Annotated in this window: 14 protein-coding genes; 9 read left to right on the top strand and 5 right to left on the bottom strand. The window is 58.1% G+C overall.

Going from position 1 to position 16,851, the window contains the following annotated elements:
• Positions 1–120: 120 nt before the first annotated feature.
• On the bottom strand, positions 121–1,353 hold the full coding sequence (locus JTM80_RS04995) for a class I SAM-dependent methyltransferase (RefSeq protein ID WP_172358838.1): 1,233 nt from the start codon (positions 1,351–1,353) through the stop codon (positions 121–123).
• A gap of 315 nt (positions 1,354–1,668) precedes the next feature.
• On the opposite strand from JTM80_RS04995, the gene JTM80_RS04990 reads away from it, so the two are divergent.
• The 3 genes from JTM80_RS04990 (at position 1,669) to JTM80_RS04980 (ending at position 4,114) form a co-directional block, all read left to right on the top strand.
• A complete protein-coding gene (locus JTM80_RS04990; RefSeq protein ID WP_068507618.1) occupies positions 1,669–1,812 on the top strand; it encodes a chlorophyll a/b-binding protein in 144 nt (47 codons plus the stop codon).
• Positions 1,813–2,123: 311 nt separating this feature from the next.
• Positions 2,124–2,903, top strand: coding sequence for a pantothenate kinase (locus JTM80_RS04985; protein ID WP_172354705.1), 780 nt, complete (start codon positions 2,124–2,126; stop codon positions 2,901–2,903).
• Positions 2,904–3,226: 323 nt separating this feature from the next.
• A complete protein-coding gene (locus JTM80_RS04980; protein WP_172354707.1) occupies positions 3,227–4,114 on the top strand; it encodes an alpha/beta fold hydrolase in 888 nt (295 codons plus the stop codon).
• 42 nt (positions 4,115–4,156) lie between these two features.
• Here the strand turns inward: JTM80_RS04980 and JTM80_RS04975 are convergent, their stop codons facing one another.
• Both JTM80_RS04975 and JTM80_RS04970 read right to left on the bottom strand, forming a co-directional pair.
• A complete protein-coding gene (locus JTM80_RS04975; RefSeq protein ID WP_172354709.1) occupies positions 4,157–5,146 on the bottom strand; it encodes a heme o synthase in 990 nt (329 codons plus the stop codon).
• A 220-nt stretch (positions 5,147–5,366) separates the two neighbouring features.
• Positions 5,367–6,374 (bottom strand): heme A synthase, encoded by a 1,008-nt coding sequence (locus tag JTM80_RS04970; RefSeq protein ID WP_225906763.1) that lies wholly within the window; start codon positions 6,372–6,374, stop codon positions 5,367–5,369.
• Positions 6,375–6,687: 313 nt separating this feature from the next.
• Between JTM80_RS04970 and larE the strand changes: the two genes are divergently transcribed.
• The 6 genes from larE to JTM80_RS04940 all read left to right on the top strand — a co-directional run bounded on the left by larE (position 6,688) and on the right by JTM80_RS04940 (position 15,116).
• Entirely contained in the window at positions 6,688–7,506 is an 819-nt protein-coding gene (gene larE, locus JTM80_RS04965; protein ID WP_172354713.1) for an ATP-dependent sacrificial sulfur transferase LarE, read from the top strand.
• Positions 7,507–7,670: 164 nt separating this feature from the next.
• Complete coding sequence (gene acsF / locus JTM80_RS04960; protein WP_172354715.1) at positions 7,671–8,747, top strand: magnesium-protoporphyrin IX monomethyl ester (oxidative) cyclase; 1,077 nt, start codon at positions 7,671–7,673, stop codon at positions 8,745–8,747.
• Positions 8,748–9,090: 343 nt separating this feature from the next.
• Positions 9,091–9,435, top strand: coding sequence for an NAD(P)H-quinone oxidoreductase subunit M (locus JTM80_RS04955; protein WP_172354717.1), 345 nt, complete (start codon positions 9,091–9,093; stop codon positions 9,433–9,435).
• Between the two features lie 234 nt (positions 9,436–9,669).
• Entirely contained in the window at positions 9,670–12,264 is a 2,595-nt protein-coding gene (locus JTM80_RS04950; RefSeq protein ID WP_172354719.1) for a protein phosphatase 2C domain-containing protein, read from the top strand.
• A 363-nt stretch (positions 12,265–12,627) separates the two neighbouring features.
• Positions 12,628–14,244 carry a CHAT domain-containing protein gene (locus JTM80_RS04945; protein WP_172354721.1) on the top strand — a complete coding sequence of 539 codons (1,617 nt, stop codon included), beginning with the start codon at positions 12,628–12,630 and terminating at the stop codon, positions 14,242–14,244.
• A gap of 251 nt (positions 14,245–14,495) precedes the next feature.
• Positions 14,496–15,116, top strand: coding sequence for a hypothetical protein (locus JTM80_RS04940; protein WP_172354723.1), 621 nt, complete (start codon positions 14,496–14,498; stop codon positions 15,114–15,116).
• 111 nt (positions 15,117–15,227) lie between these two features.
• On the opposite strand, the gene JTM80_RS04935 is transcribed toward JTM80_RS04940, so the two are convergent.
• Positions 15,228–16,613 (bottom strand): PrsW family glutamic-type intramembrane protease, encoded by a 1,386-nt coding sequence (locus JTM80_RS04935; protein WP_225906762.1) that lies wholly within the window; start codon positions 16,611–16,613, stop codon positions 15,228–15,230.
• The gene (locus JTM80_RS04930) at positions 16,610–16,804 is read right to left on the bottom strand and encodes a hypothetical protein (protein ID WP_172358839.1); all 195 of its coding nucleotides are present in this window, start codon (positions 16,802–16,804) and stop codon (positions 16,610–16,612) included. Before JTM80_RS04930 ends, JTM80_RS04935 begins: the two co-directional genes overlap by 4 nt.
• Between the last annotated feature and the right edge of the window lie 47 nt (positions 16,805–16,851).

Below are 16,851 nucleotides of genomic sequence, written 5' to 3'. Positions count from 1 at the left end.
AACTTATAGGATGATGAAGTGAAGCGGCAGATCCTGCCGATATTCCCGCGATGCCGACAGTTCTGGAGAGCGTTTGTAGAGAGTTCAAAGACTTCAGTTATTCCTGATTTTAGACGGCTTCTAAACCACTCCCAACTGGGTCGGTGTTTGCAAGCCTTTGGGTAGTGCAGCCGCGTTAATCCCCTTGCCTTGCACTAGCACGCCAAAGTTGCCCAGCCGCAGCGGGTCAATTAGCGATTGCAGGCGATCGCGCTGTTGCAGTATTTCTGCCAGGTTCGCCTCGGTTCCCGGTTCAGGATGGGAGAGGGCTGCCAGGCGATCACCCAGCCCCAGAGCCATCAGAAACAAGCCCTGCGGGACAAATCCCAGCGTATCCAACCCGCAGCGATCGCCCTGTCGCTCCAGCGCTGTGAAATCGACGTGCGCCGTCAGGTCTTGTCGCCCAATGTGCAGGTAGGGATTGGAATGGTGTGCGTGTTGGTAATAGCACTGGAGCGTGCCTGTGGTGCGGGTGGGGCTGTAGTAGCGCTGCGCCGGATAGCCGTAGTCGATGGTGAGGACATAGCCGCGATGCAGCCGATCTGCCACCGTTTGCATCCAGTCCAGCGCCGCCAGGTTGACCTCGGTGCGATAGCCGTCGGGATAGCGCTCCGACAACAGATCCACTCCCACTAGCTCAAAATACTCCGCTAGTCTTAGCGTAGAGAGGTCGCCCAGCGTCTCGATAAAGCGCGGGGTCGCGTCTGCGGCTTCCTCTGGCGCAAGGGTAACGTAGATTTCCTGGAGTTGCCCTTGGGCGATCGCCACCTGATGCACCGGAAACGCATCCACCAGTTCGTTTGAGAAAAAGCAGCCCGTCACAGAATCGGGCGGCATCTCTTCCCATCTGCACCAGCGCACCTGGCCAGAGTCTGCCAAAGGCTTGAGCTGATGCTGCTGCTCTGCCCGCATCGCCGCCGAAATTTCCACAATCACATAATCCACGGCTTCAAAGCAGGCGTAATGCTCTCGATAGAGATAGCGCAGCACATCCACCGCCAAAATCCCTTGTCCTGCGCCCATTTCCACCAGCGTAAAGGGATGCGGAGCGCCTAGCAGATGCCACAGTTCGGCAAACTGTTCTGCCAGCAGTTCCCCAAACGCTGCGTCGAGATGGGGCGAGGTATAGAAATCTCCCGCTGCGCCGATCCGTGGGCTGGGTGTGGCGTAATAGCCATAGTCCGGGTCGTAGAGGGCGATCGCCATAAACTCAGCAAACGAGATACGCCGCTGCGGATCAGCGACAATGCGCTGGGAAAGGCGATCGCACAATGGCAGATTGCTATCGTCAAGATCAGACGAACCGGGACGCATAAAGAGAATTCCATAGCCCTGCTCAATCATTATTTCCTGAGTTGCCACGCCCGGAAACTCTTTATACCGACCCTGCCTTCAAGACATCCCCAAAAAAGTAACCAAACCCCACCGCACACAAGCAGCCTTCAGAAAACCCCATCACCCACCCTACCCAACTCTCCCCTCTTCGTTCTTCCCTCTTCCTTCCTCCCCCATAGATAGACCACCCCCCCCACCATAAATACTCAAATATGTAGTTTTATTGCTGCTTTTTCTTAAGTTATGTTAATGTACAAGTACAACCTAAAGACAACCTAAAGAGGTCTTTGAGCTATGCAAACCCAAGAATCCAAGTTTGGCTTTACTCAGTTTGCGGAAACCTGGAACGGTCGTCTGGCAATGCTGGGCTTTGTGATTGGTCTGGCTACGGAACTGTTGACGGGTCAGGGCATCCTGTCCCAACTGGGTCTGATGTAGGTCAACCGAGCCAGAGTTTGCGAAAGCAACTTGGGTGGTTGGTCTGCTACGGTCTTTCACGTTTCATCCTTGATATCTCCTTCGCAGAGGTGCGGCTTCGGTCGCACCTTTTTTGTTGCGGCGATCGCTCCAAAATCTACAATCTAAAATCCAGCCAGGACTTACGCACTTGCGATAAGCTCTCTGGATTTTGGACAATTCCTCGCGGGCGCAGCCCGCGAGAAATTGTCCAACTGCGTAAGTCCTACTAGCATCAAAACACGCTTTGACCAAGCTGCTGCTCAGCCCTAACCCCTAACCTCCAACCCCTCATGTCTCTCTGGTTGGCTCTTGCAATTGGCAACTCGCGGCTTCATTGGGCCGCTTTCTCAGATAGCAGACTGCTACACAACTGGGATTCAGACTATTGGACAGCGGCGGCGATCGCCCAATTTGCTGCCGATCCTGCGTCTGCCGGGTTGTCAATTGCAAGCGAGGTTTCATTGCAAGCGCCTGTTCCATTGGCGATCGCCTCCGTTGTGCCCGCGCAGACAGACCTCTGGCAGCAGTATCCCGCCCAGCAGATCCTTACCTTGGCAGACGTGCCCCTAGCCAAGATGTATCCCACCCTCGGCATCGATCGCGCCCTAACCCTCTGGGGAGCAATCTGTTCCCTGGGCGCACCCGTGCTAGTAATCGATGCTGGAACAGCCCTCACCTTCACCGCTGCCGACCGAGCAAACACCCTACTGGGCGGCGCGATTCTGCCGGGTCTGCGGCTCCAGCAGCAAGCCCTCGCCCAGGACACGGCTGCTCTGCCGCTCGTCGCGCTCCAGCCAGATCTAAACCTGCTGCCACCGCGCTGGGCCACCGACACGCCCACCGCCATCCGCTCCGGCATTCTCTACACGCTGCTGGCTAGCCTCCAAGACTTTGCCTGCGATTGGCTGTTGCAGGAACCAGAAGGGGCGATCGCCCTCACAGGCGGCGACTCCGCCCTGCTCCACCAGGCGCTCTCTCAACAAAACCCAGCCCTCGCTGCCCGCATTCATCGTGACCCAGCACTCATCTTTCGCGGCATCCCCGCGCTGCGAAACTGGAGCTTAATTTGAACTTGGTACAGAGGGCGATCGCCTAGGAAAAGCAGCAGTCCGGGTCAGCAAATTGCGCCAAAGGGTTGACGTAAACTGAGTTGAGCAAACGTCTAACAAGAGCTTTCGGGTTTCCCAATCTTCCCGGCCCCTCTTCGACTGATATATGATCAGGACAGCATTTACAAAAATTCACAGTCCGTCGCCTCAAACAAAGCCAACACCCAACCCTACCGCCACAACACAACCGCAAGCCCACCCCGGAGCATTTCTTCGCTCTTCCCTCTTCGCTCTTCCCTCTTCGTTCTTCCCTCTTCGTTCTTCCCTCTTCCCCCTTCCCCACCATGCCCCTCACCCAAACCCACCCCGTCTCTACCCACACCTGGCAATGGCGCAGCTTCCCGATCCGCTATCAGCAAGCGGGCGAAACGGGTGTCCCGATGCTGCTGGTGCATGGCTTTGGCGCGTCCAGCGACCACTGGCGCAAAAATCTCCCGGTTCTGGCTGACACGAACCGGGTGTTTGCCATTGACCTGATTGGCTTTGGCTATTCTGCCAAGCCCGCGCCGGGGGAGGCCATTCAATACACGTTTGAAACCTGGGGACAGCAGTTGCTCGATTTTTGCCACGAGGTAATCGGCGAACCAGCGCTGCTGGTGGGCAATTCGATTGGCTGTGTGGCGGCGTTGCAGGCGGCTGTGCTGGAGCCAGAATGGGTGCGCGGCGTGGCCATGCTGGACTGTTCGCTGCGGATGCTGCATGACCGCAAGCGGGCGACCTTGCCTTGGTATCGGCGATTTGGCTCGGTGTGGCTCCAACAAGTGCTGGGCAATCGGGCGATTGGGCAGTTCTTCTTTTCGCAAATTGCCCAGCCTAAGACGGTTCGCAAGGTGCTGCTGCAAGCCTACGGCCGCAAGGATGCCGTGACCGATGAACTGGTGGATCTGCTACTCAAGCCCGCGTTTGAACCGGGGGCCGTGGATGTGTTTCTGGCTTTTATCCGCTATTCCCAGGGGCCCCTAGCGGAAGATCTGCTGCCCCAGGTGACCTGTCCGGTGCTGGTACTGTGGGGCACGGAAGACCCCTGGGAGCCGATCGCCCTCGGTCGAGAATTTGCCAACTATCCCTGCGTCCAGGATTTTATTCCCCTGGATGGGCTAGGGCATTGTCCCCAGGACGAAGCACCGGAGGTGGTAAACCCGATTTTGCAGCGGTGGGCAGCGGTTTTTTAGGAACCCGGTTTAAGGGAATGAACCGGGCTGAGTGATTCGTCGCTATAGCGGCACGATCTCGCTCAGAAACGCAGCGTGCTGGGCGATCGCCCCCGAAATTTGCCCAGTAATCTGGTGTGTAATCGGCAGGCTGTCTACCGCCATGCCCGCGCAGAGCAGCATCATATAAAAGATGGAGTACTTAAAGAGCGATCGCGCAGAGTCATAGTCCATCGGGTTTTTGAGCAGGGCCCAGGCTTTCTTCAGGAAAACCGCAGCCAGTCCCAGCGCCGCCACCAGATACACGGCCCCCATCACGCCGAGGGGAAACACCAGCAGCAGCGTCACCGGAATCATAATCAGCGTGTAGATCCAGATTTGCTTGGCGGTGGCAACCTGACCTTCCACCACGGGCAGCATCGGCACGCCTACTTTCTCGTAGTCCTTCTGAATCATCATCGCCAGCGCCCAGAAGTGGGGCGGTGTCCAGAAGAAGATGATGGCGAAGAACACCCAGGCGGCCCAGCTTAGCTCGCCCGTCACCGCCGCCCAGCCCACCAGCGGGGGAATTGCGCCCGCCGCACCACCGATAACGATATTTTGCGTGCTGTGGCGCTTGAGCCAGTGGGTATAGACCAGCACGTAGGTAACAATGCCGGACATAGCCAGACAGGCGCTCAGCAGGTTGGCAAACACCGTCAGCAGGGTGAAGGAGAGAAGCGCGAGGGCGATCGCAAAAATCAGGGCATCTCGCGGCTGGATGCGGCCCGACGGCAGTGGTCGATGGCGGGTGCGCTCCATATCGTAGTCAATATCGCGGTCGTAAAGACAGTTAATCGTATTGGCGGAGGCGGCGGCCAGGGCCCCGCTGAGCAGCGTCACCAGCGCCAGCACGGGGTCTACCTCACCGTGGGCCGCGATCCACATACTGCCTGCGGTGGTAATCAGCAGCAGAATGATGATGCGGGGCTTGGTGAGCTGCCAGTAGCTCTGAACGACTTGCCAAACATTTTGATGATGGCGGATGGAATCGGTGCAAACGGTATCTTGCATTAGCAGCATCCTAAAAAAAGCAGCGGGTCTAACCTGACCAGAGCGAATATCGCGGGGAGTATATGTGCAGAAATTAAATTTGCGGAATTTGCGAAATCTGCGGACGAAATCTGCGGAAAAATGAGTTGCTTTGTCGCAAAGCCCCAGCGACGTTAGACGCTTTGAGGCAAGCCAGACCAAAATCGGAAATCCAAAATCTAAAGTCGAACGTCTGTCCTCCTTAAACGGGCACTGCGCCAGACGGCGGTGGTTCAGGGGAATCGGTCGAATCCTGAGCAGCAACGCTCTTGACCTCGGAGACGGGGCGATCGCGCCATCCCAGGGCTGTAAAGCAAACCAGCGTTCCCAGCAGACACGCGCCAATCATCTGGTGTGCCACCGTCAGCGGCTCGACCTGTAAGTGCAGGCGATAGGTAGCCACACCCAGCAGCACTTGCAGCCCCAAAAAGCCCAGCGCCAAGTTTGCCAGCCGCCGCAGGCTGGGATGCAGCGCCGGAGTGCGCCAGGCCAGCCCCACAAGAATCAACACCGACAGACTAGCCGGAACCACCCCCAGCAGGTGTGTATTCATCACGACACAAAGCTGCGACCCGCCCAGACATTGGTGCAGCGCCCAGCGCGACCCCACCAGCGCCCCCGAAAGGCTTTGAACATAAACCAGCAGCGCAGCGGCAAGGCTGAACCAGGGCAACTTGCCAACGGTTCCCGTCCCCTGGTGCGGCAAGAGCGCTACGCCCATCACCAACAGCGTCACGAAAAACGCCAGCGCTGTGCCCAAGTGCGCGGTCACAATGTCGAATCGCAACAGTTCAATAACTGTCAGCCCGCCCAGCACGCCCTGAAACACCACGAGCAACAGAGCAAAGGCTGATGCCCAGGGCAGCCAGCGGGGAATCGAGCGGCGATACCACAGGCTCATGCCCACCAGCAGCATCGTCAACAGTCCAATCAGCGAGGCATCCAGCCGATGAAACCATTCCAAAAACACCTGCAAATTCATCTGCTGGGTGGGGACTAGCGTGCCGTAGCAGAGGGGCCAGTCGGGACAGGCTAGCCCCGCATTCATGACGCGGGTAGCGCTGCCGATCGCCATGAGGATTAGCGTGGCGATCGCCAATTTCCATACCAGCCGCCGAATCCGCTGCACCGCCAGGGGATGACGGACAGTGGATTGCAGTCCCTCCAAGTCACTCAACGCTGCGGGTAAAGCTGCATCTGCCATGTTCATCCCTCCCAAAGATTCAAAAGCCCACCTGAAAAACACATCATCGTTAAGAGCATGTGCGAGTGTTCATCACGCTAGGGGGTACGCATAGGTACTACTTTAGAGACTGCTTTTAGGAATCGAGGGTAGCTTTAGGCATTTCTTTGGAATCCAGGTGACATCTGCCTTTCTCCCCGCTATTCTCTCCGATTTAAATGTTGTCCAAACTACACTTTCTGCCTCCCTCTATCTCCCCATCCCCCCATCCCCCATCACTCCCCCTCAAATTCGCTAGTCTGGAAACAGACGACAGCGTTGGGAGGATAACGCGAGATTCATGCTGGCAGAAAAGCTGGAACAGTTGCGATCGCTCTTTGCAGAAATGGATCGGGCGCTGATTGCCTACTCAGGCGGCATCGACAGTACGCTGGTGGCCAAGGTGGCGTGGGACGTGTTGGGCGATCGCGCGTTGGCCGTCACCGCCGAGTCGCCCTCGCTCTTGCCCGAAGACCTGGAAGACGCACGGGTGCAGGCAGCGGAAATCGGCATCGCCCATGAAGTTGTGCAAACCCACGAAATGGACAACCCCAACTACACCGCCAACCCGGTCAACCGCTGCTACTTTTGCAAGAGCGAACTGCACGACACGCTCAAGCCCCTCGCCCTAGAACGCGGCTATCCCTATGTCGTCGATGGCGTAAATGCCGACGACTTGCAGGACTATCGACCGGGCATTCAGGCGGCAAAAGAACGGGGAGCGCGATCGCCCCTAGCCGAAGTCGGCATCACCAAGCTAGAAGTCCGAGAACTCTCCCGAATGCTGGGACTGCCCTGGTGGGACAAGCCCGCCCAGCCCTGCCTCAGTTCCCGCTTTCCCTACGGCGAAGAAATCACCATCACCAAGCTCCAGCGAGTCGGCCGCGCCGAACGATACCTGCGAAGCCTGGGGCTGAAAACCCTGCGAGTTCGCTCCGAAGGTGACACCGCCCGCATCGAACTGCCCGCTGAAGACATCAAGACCTGCGTCGCAACGCTCGACCTGCCCACTCTGGTTGCAGAGTTCCAGCGCTACGGTTTTGTCTACGTGACGCTGGATCTGGAAGGCTTCCGCAGCGGAAAACTAAATCAGGTCTTGGGAGTTGGGGCATTGGGATAATCGCTCCCCACACTCCAACATCTTCTGTTGCAACTCTTAACACGCCCCCCGCATTTCCGTTACGTCGTCCTGATAGACTGAAAGACACGCGGCCCAATGCGTTGCGCGGTTTGCGTATCGTCATTATTAAAGCTCCGAGTTATCCAATCTGATAAGACCTGGCAATGGTAGATTCCCTCAAGAAACCTGGCTTTGAAGAAATGCGTCCGGGCGTGAAAGTCCCGGCAAAAGAGACCATTCTCACCCCCCGTTTCTATACCACCGACTTCGACGAGATGGCCAAGATGGACATCTCCGTGAACGAGGATGAACTGAGGGCAATCCTGGAAGAGTTCCGCACAGACTACAACCGTCATCACTTCGTACGGAGTGAAGAATTTAATCAGTCCTGGGATCACATCGACGGCGAGAGCCGCCAACTGTTTATCGAGTTTCTGGAGCGCTCCTGCACAGCAGAGTTCTCTGGCTTCCTGCTTTACAAGGAGTTGGGTCGTCGCCTGAAGGACAAGAACCCGGTGCTGGCAGAGTGCTTTACGCTAATGTCGCGGGATGAGGCACGACACGCAGGCTTTTTGAACAAGGCCCTGTCAGACTTTAATATGTCGCTTGACCTGGGCTTTTTGACCAAGAGCCGCAGCTACACCTTCTTCAAGCCCAAGTTCATTTTCTACGCCACCTACCTATCAGAGAAAATTGGCTACTGGCGGTACATCAAGATCTTCCGCCATTTGCAAGCCCACCCCGAAAATCGCATCTACCCGATCTTCAGCTTCTTTGAAAACTGGTGCCAAGACGAGAATCGCCACGGCGACTTCTTCGACGCAATCATGAAGGCGCAGCCCAGCATTTTGAATGACTGGAAGGCGCGGCTGTGGTGTCGGTTCTTCCTGCTGTCGGTGTTTGCGACGATGTATCTCAACGACTTGCAGCGGTCTGACTTTTACAAGGCGCTGGGCATCAATGCGCGGGACTACGACATCGACGTGATTCGCGAGACGAACGCCACGGCGGGGCGCGTGTTTCCGCTGGTGCTGAATGTGGATCATCCTGACTTCTTCCGGCTGATGGATGAAGCCGCCGCCAGCTACCTGAAGATTGTCAATGCGCCCGCATCGAACGAGCCGAAGCCGCTAAAGACCCTGAAGCGCCTGCCTCACATTCTGTCGATTGGCGTGAAGATGCTCCAGCTTTATCTAATGAAGCCGATTGACACGGCTCATCTAGAAGGCACGGTTCGCTAGAGTCTTGAGCCTCTGAACTTCTGGACTGATGATTTTGCGCTTTGCTTTAGCTTAGAGCTAGCCTATGAGTTAGCTTAGAGTTTCAGGCTGTGTCGCATTGCACGGCCCCCTAGAAAGCGGTTCTGCAATAGCAGGGCCGCTTTTTGGCGAATGTCCGAGATTTAATATCCGAGAGCCAATGTCCGAGATCTGGGGAATTGAAGACTGGCTATCGGGTCTATCCAAAATTCAAAACAGAGATTCTTCCAGAAGCCCCCGTTGCGCTGGATGTGACCTGGACTGCGACCTGTACAATATCTGAGAGACCTTTGAGTAGCGAACTTTTTGGGGCGGCGATCGCACTATGTTAATCAAGTCCACCACGCGGCACATTCGGATTTTCTCAGCAGAGGTTCAGGGCAACGAGCTAGTTCCCAGCGCTGACAAGCTGACGCTGGACGTTGACCCAGACAATGAGCTGAACTGGAACGACGAAGCCCTGCAAGCGGTTTATAAGAAATTTGAAGAACTGACCGCGCAGTATAACGGGGCAGATCTAACGGATTACAACGTGCGGCGGATTGGTTCAGACCTGGAGCATTTCGTGCGATCGCTCCTCTACGACGGCAAAGTCTCCTATAACCTGCAAAGCCGCGTGCGGAACTATAGCCTTGGGCTGCCCAGAGTTTCTGCCGATATCAACGTCTAGGCAAGGTCTAGGCACTGTCTGGGAATTTCTGATAGTTCCCACTCAATTTGGCGGGTTCAGCTTGAGTTCTGCTGGCAATTGGTTAGTAGTAATCGCCCTGAAATTGCAGCGGCATTCGTGGTAAGGCATCAGGACGGGCGTTATGCGGCGAAATGATGTGTTCGGCTGGGGTCTACGTTATCCTAGTAAAGCCGAATCCTGTTTTTCACTGGCTGCTGGTCGCACACTCCGCGAATGCTCTACTGCTCTAACTATTCCTGTCAGGCTCCCAATTCAGAGCGCAGCAAGTTTTGCCAGAAGTGTAGAACGCCGCTGACTAAGCGATACCTCTGGGCCATTGGCCCGGGGGCAGAGTCCTGTCGAACAGATGAGCTAGTGGCCAATCGCTACCTGGTCAAGGGCGGGCGAGTGCTGCTAGATACCAAGCCGGGGCTGCTGCCAGGAATTTCCACGGAGCAGATTCCCGATGACCTGCTGCCCTACCTGCGGCTGTCGCCCTACGCGCTGCATGTGCCCCAGGTGTATGACTGGGTGCGGCTGGAATCGGCAGGTGGCCCCGAAAAGCTGGCCTTGCTAGAGCGATCGCCCCTTTACCTGCCCAACACGCCGTCCGATGCAGACCCTCCTGCCAGCGACCCCCAGCTTTTCCCCTCGCTCACAGACCTCTGGCCCCGATCCTCTGCGCTGCGCCAGCTCAACTGGCTCTGGCAAATCGCGCACCTGTGGCAACCCTTCGCCACCGAACAAGTCGTCTCCTCTTTGCTGATGCCGGATCTGCTGCGCGTGGAGGGGCCACTGGTGCGCCTGATGGAGCTTCAACTGGACGCATCGGGCATTGAACCGACGCTGGCAGACCTGGGCAGCCTGTGGCAGCAGTGGTTGCCCTCTGCCCATGCAAAAGTGTCGCCCCATCTCGATGCGCTCTGCCAGGACATGATCCGGGGGCAACTTCATGCTTCAGAACAGGTGATTGAACGGCTAGACGAAGCGCTGTGGACGGTGGCGCAAGCGTCGTCCCGCCAGGTGTCGCTTGCCACCCGCACCGACCAAGGCCCCAGCCGCCAGCGCAATGAAGATGCGTGCTATCCCCCTAGCGGCACGGCCCAGACGCTTGCTTTGACCCCGACGGTCACCCCGCTGCTGATTGTGTGCGACGGCATTGGCGGGCATCAGGGGGGAGATGTCGCCTCCAATCTGGCGATCGCCGCTGTGCAGCAACACCTCCAGTCCAGCGACCTCAGCCGCCTCAGTCCCTTGGCTTTGATGCAGGAGCTAGAAGCCGCCGCCTGCGCTGCCAATGACCTGATTAGCCAGCGCAACGACGAAGAGCATCGCCAGGATCGACAGCGCATGGGCACTACGCTGGTCATGGCGCTGGTGCGCGAGCACGAGCTATACCTGGCCCATGTGGGGGACAGTCGCGCCTACTGGATTACCCCGTGGAACTGTCACCAGATTACGCAGGATGACGACGTGGCCTCGCGCGAAGTTCGCATGGGCTATAGCTTCTATCGAGAGGCGCTGCAACACGCCAGTTCTGGCTCTCTGGTGCAGGCGCTAGGCATGGGCAGTTCGTCTTTGCTCCATGCCAACGTGCAGCGGTTTGTGCTGGATGACGACAGTCTGTTTTTGCTGTGTTCTGACGGACTGAGCGACAATGATCGGGTGGAACAGTATTGGGATTTGGAACTGCTCCCGGTGCTAGGCGGACGTGCCAATTTGGAAATCGTCACCCAGCGACTCGTAGATCTGGCGAATTCCCAAAATGGTCATGACAATGTAACCGTTGGCATTGTTCATGTCCAGCTTCCCAGCCTGTCGCCCACCAAGCTTGCACCGACGCAACTTCCTGGCGTAGAAGTCGCCCCAGCCCCGACGGCGATCGCCTCCACTGCTGTCGTTTCTCCCGTCGGCTCTCCCTCCGCCCAAGCAGCGCAAGCCTCCAAACCACTCCCCAATCTCTCACCGCAGCCCAGCGAGCCCGCTTTGCCCAAAACGCAGGTCGTGTCGCCCGTTGCTGCCAAGCCAAGACCCCTGCCGCTGTTGCTGACCCTCCTGGCGCTGCTGGGGGCGGGGGCGCTGGGCTACTGGCTCATGCGCGATCGCCTGACCAGTTTGACGGGGTTTCCCCCTGCGCCCACCCTATCCCCCCCTGCCGAAGAAGACCCGGCGATCGCCCTTCAGCCCGGCGCGTTTCTGCTGATCGGACGAGCAGCCGAGGGCGCACCCGGTGACATATCCGGGCTAGTGCTGCTGCCTTCCCCCCCCACAGTCGAGGGCAGCCCCACGGCATCCCCCTCCCCTGCATCCCCTGCAACGGCAGGTCTGGCGATCGCCCCTGGTAGCGTGTTGATGGTGCTAGAGCGCCGGCCTCCCGATGCTCCTGCCTGGATCAAACTCAAGGTCTGTTCGACGGAGCAAGCCGTAGCCCCTACACCAGCGGCTTCGCCGACTTCCAGCCCCGCCGCCCCGCCCATCGCGCCCGACAATGGCTCCGCTTCGAGCGCCAACCCGACGCTCCCGGCATCGCCCATTGGATCGCCCATTCGCGAGTTGCCAGCCCCACCCGCAGCGGATACGTTCAATACTCCACTGCCTGAACGAAGCGCGATCGCCCCTCCCGGAGAAGAAGGCTGGGTGGCGCTGAGCGATCTCCGTCCGCTGATGATGCCCAACCCCACGCCGACCGATGCCCAGCGCGGCGTTTGCGTCTCTTCGTCTCCAACCCCCGATTTGCCTGCTCCACCCCCTAGTCCGCCGCCTGTTGTGCCGCCTGCTGAACCTACCACGCCCCCCAGCGATCCACCCGCCTCGCCTCCTGTCGGTTAACCTCCAAAGATCTGGTCTTCTGGGGACAAAGAGGAAAAACCCGGTGAATTACTCGATACACTGGATAAGCGTCAGCAGTGTCACGATCGGCCTTACGCGATCGACTTTGTAGGATGGCATTGCCTGGATGGGCGATCGCACGATTTAGGGCGCAGAAGCCTGGAAAAGGTTTGGGAATACTATATTCAGTGTGTTTGTTTGATTCTTGTTTGATTCAGTGTGTTTGTTTGAAGGTTGGGCTTGGATTCAAACTTCAACCCGTTGACCGCCCGTTTAGAGCTTTGCCTTCTGCAACACAACGTTGGGTGCATTTCGGTTTCAGTCATGGATTTTGTTGAATTAGCCATTTAAACTTTCGGTTTCATGCTTTCGTCTGATCACCCCTGCCTGCGGCTTGCGATTCGCCGCCTTACTGCTGCTGACGCAGACCACTATGCGATTTGGGTGCTACAAGCTCCATCGCAGGCAGGTTACGTGCATCACGACCGAGCCTGGCCAGCGGAGCTAACCGAGATCTGGCAAGCCTGGCAGTCCATGTTTTGTCTGCGAGATTTGCCCGCCGTTCCCCGGATTCCGGCGGTGGTGTTGCCGCCGCCCCAGCCCGACGACCCGACACCAGGCTACGCGGGTCGCCTGATGCAGCATTTGGGCGTGAGTCTCTGGCAGTGGTTGTTTGACGGTTCCATCCAAAATAGCCTGGCCCAGAGCCAGGGCATTGCTCAGGGACAGGGGCGATCGCTGCGGCTGCGGCTGGAGATTCGTGACCCTGAGCTAATGGCGCTGCCCTGGGAAATCATGCAGCCCCAGCCCGGACGACAGGCGATCGCCCTCAGCCAGCAGCTTTTGTTTAGCCGCACCACCAACGAAGTCGATCCGCTGCCGGCCTTGCGCGAGGAAAACTCGCTGCGGATCTTGCTAGTGCAGGGACAGGACGCTGAACCCGACCGCAGCCTTTCCACCAGCGACTTTCGCCTCCAGTTACAGCAAGAGGCCGACGCGCTGACGGCGCTGCTTCAGGATGTCACTCAGGGAGAAGCGTTTCATCGCTTTGTGCCGCCTGTGCCCTGCGAAGTGACAACGCTGGTGCAGCCGACTGCCGCCGAACTCACGTCTCACCTAGAAACCAAGCAGTACAACGTGCTGTTTTACTCTGGCCACGGGATGCCTGGCCCAGATGGCGGAATGCTCTTCTTGCGTCCCGATGCAACGATGAACGGGACGGAGCTGGCGCAAGTGCTAACCCGCTGCCGCATCAAGCTGGCCGTGTTCAACGCCTGCTGGGGCGCACAGCCCGAAATGCAGGGCGATCGCCCCATTCCCCGCAGCAGCCTGGCCGAAGTGCTGATTCATCACGGCGTACCTGCGGTGCTGGGGATGCGCGATCGCATTGCCGAACACGAAGCCCACAGCTTTATCCAGCGATTTGCCCGGGCCCTGGCCGAGCGATCGCCCATCGACGAGGCCGTGGCGATCGCCCGCCAGCATTTGCTCACGCTCTATCGCTTCAACCAGATCGCCTGGACCCTGCCCGTCCTTTACATGCATCCCGAATTTGACGGCGAATTGGTCAAACCGCTGACAGAAGGGGTTACGGAAATTCCCGAAAATCCCTCTAGCTGGGGCGAGGTGCCGTTTCCCTCTGCCTGCCTCCGCGCTGTCGAGCCACCCCACCAAACCTGGCCAATCTACGGCGGCATGGTGCGGGTTGGCTTTTTGGAAGGCAATGACCTGGTGATTAAATCTCCCGGCGTTTCTCGTCGCCACGCTGAGATTTTCTATCGCGGGTCGGTCGGGGCGGCTAGCGCAGAGCCGATTTACGTCCTGCGCGACTTTTCTCGCTTTGGCACGTTTCTGCTGGAACCACAGGGCCAGTGGCGAAAAGTGCATCAGGAAGAGGTCGCCCTCAAGCCCCACAGTCGCCTCCGATTTGGCACATTTCAGCTAGAGTTTGTGCCCAATGACCTCACCCCGCCTCTGTGACGCTTGGCTCCTGGCTGCGCTTTGGCCAGAGCAGGTACGGCTTTCTGGGTTTATTGTGTTTATATTTGTCTGGATAATACTCTTTCAAAATTTCCACTTTAGCCCGCTGCCAAAATTTTCAAATTCCTTATCAGCCAATTACGGAACTGACCCATCCGAGTCTGTAGCTAGTCCTATCGAACCCATTCGATACCCACTTAATACAAGTCACCATAGACAACACTTGTCCGGCGCATTCAGGAGCAAGAACCATGGCAAGCGATTCAACCCGTCCCTGCTTTTCTGCCTTTCGATCTCAGGCTGAGCTAGAACTCCTCCAGGTCGTATTAGATGATGCGGATGCATCCTACCCCTGGAATCCGGCAGACCCTGCCGCATCTAGCTATTTTGAACAGCTTGAGCAGGAAGTGGCAGCGGGTTGGCCGACTGACATGCTCGATTCCTATGCCCAGTCCCTTTCCATGCAATTTGACCAACTGTGGGCCACGGTGGATGCGGCTCAAAATGCGGCTCAACCTGTGCTGACGACCGCCTCTTTCAGCGGACTGTTTCAGCGGTTTGCCGACCGGATGCCGCAAGGACTGCTGGAACGGCTGGTGCAGCAGGCGCAGATGGCGATCGCCTCTTCCAACTCTCTGGCCGATCAACTGGTTGCCAGCGTCCGCGACGTGCTGCCCGAGTGGGGCGATGATGATCTGTACGTGCTGGCGCGTCCTTTTGCCTATGCCATGCGCGACAAGGGCGAAAACGACCTGCTAGAGGGAGCGCTGCGCTCGGTGCGCTCCGAAGCCTGGGAAGACCTCTCCAGCATTGAGCAAGCCCGCCTCAGTCTGGCGATCGCCCGCCATATTATCGACCAATCCAAGGTTTGACCCATTCAAGGCTTGAGCCATCTAAGGCGCGATTCATCCAGTGCGGCGGGTAGGACGGAGTAGCAGAGCGACAGGGTAGCCCGCTCCAGCGCCCCAATACGCCAACCCCTCCTACCCCCGCCGCCTCAGTTGCGTAGCAAAGTTCTCACGGCGCGTGGGCGAGAGTTTGCGGGCTTTAAGAATGGCTGCCATCAGAAACGCATAGGACACGCTGCCGACGATGGCCAGCGCCGATAGGTTCAAAATGCCGCAGACGTTCCATAGCGCGTGCAGCACAGAGGCCGTCAGATAGCCCGTTCCCAGAGTCCGCCAGCGGTGGGCCGGCTTCAACATGCTGAGGCCGATGAAATAGCCCAAATAACCGCTATAGGCGATGTGTCCGGCGATTGACCCCAGCACGCGGGCAATCAAAATTTGCAGCCCCGACACTTCTCCCAGCCCGATGCCTCCCTGCATGTTCACGTTCTGAATCACGCTGGGCACGTATTGTCCGAGCGTTTCCAGCAGCGTGAAGCCAACGGCCGAAGCAGTGCCCAGCAAGATACCATCCAGCGGTTCCCAGACCCCCAACCGCTCTCGCCAGGGCGATCGCAGCGCCAGACCCACCGCGCAGGCCACCAGCACCGGAATCGCCTTCAGCAGTTCCTCCATCAGCCCTGCCCCGATGAACATCTGCCCCAGCAAAACCAGCAAATTGCCAGAAAACCGGGCGGGAATGTCTCCGGGCAACAGGTCTTGGAACACATAGATAAACAGGTTCAGCACCGGGCTGAGCAGCAGCACCACCATCATCAGCGCCGCCCCCAACAGCCACCATAAGGGTTTGGGCTTGCCGCAAAGCTGGTAGACCACGTAATAGGCGGCGATCGCCAGATAGGTCGCCAGTGTGACATTAAACACGGGCGGATTGCCTACTGCAATAAACAGCAGCACCACAAAGCTGACGGTGATGATTCCTGGCACCAAGTAAGCCCGCTGGAGCAGATCGGTTCCCGTGGACAGAATGGGAAACAACTGACTGACGGTGATGCCTTCATCAGCAAACCCTGCATCTTCCGGCGGGTCTGGCACATCGGCCTCTGCCTGCAAGTCGCTCGACACGGTGGGAATCAGGCGGGCATCGGGGATCGAAGCATCATCTGCCGACTGAACCGGGCGCAGCTCAAACACAAACTGCGGCCCGCGCTGGCCTAAGGAGAGGCGATCGCCCGCCCGCAACCGCTCTGCCTGATGCAGGAGTCGCCCATTCAGGTAAGTCCCGTTCGTGCTTTCCAGGTCGCGGAGTTGCCAGCCTACTCGGTCAGGCGTGGCTTCGATACAGGCATGAAACCGGGAAACCCCGCTGTAGGCCGCCGAATCCACCACAATTTGGCAGTCTGGATCGCGCCCCAGCCGCACCTCTCGCGTCAGCGGCAGGGGGTATGCCACATCTGCCTGAGCTGCGTCCGTCGGGGCACATAGCCGCAGATAGGCGACCTGGGGCACAAAGTCCGTCACTGGTTTGCTCGGGCATCGCGGACGGCCGCCAAAAACAGCAGCACCGTTAGAGGAATGCTAAGCGCCAGAATAATGCCCGTGGGCGCTGTCCCCAGTTGGGGGGTTTTGGAGGTCAGCTCGAAGATGGAACCAATGGCGGCGATCGCCGCAATACAGGAGCCTGCAAGAAACAGGCCGCTTTTGGGAGTCATCATAGGGCGGAGGGATGGGCGGACGGTAGCAGCAGTCAATCGAGACG

The organism is Thermoleptolyngbya sp. PKUAC-SCTB121 (assembly GCF_016919485.1).
GTDB lineage: Bacteria > Cyanobacteriota > Cyanobacteriia > Elainellales > Elainellaceae > Thermoleptolyngbya > Thermoleptolyngbya sichuanensis.
Note: the sequence above shows the minus strand (reverse complement) of the source record. Positions and strands in the feature narration are given on the sequence as shown.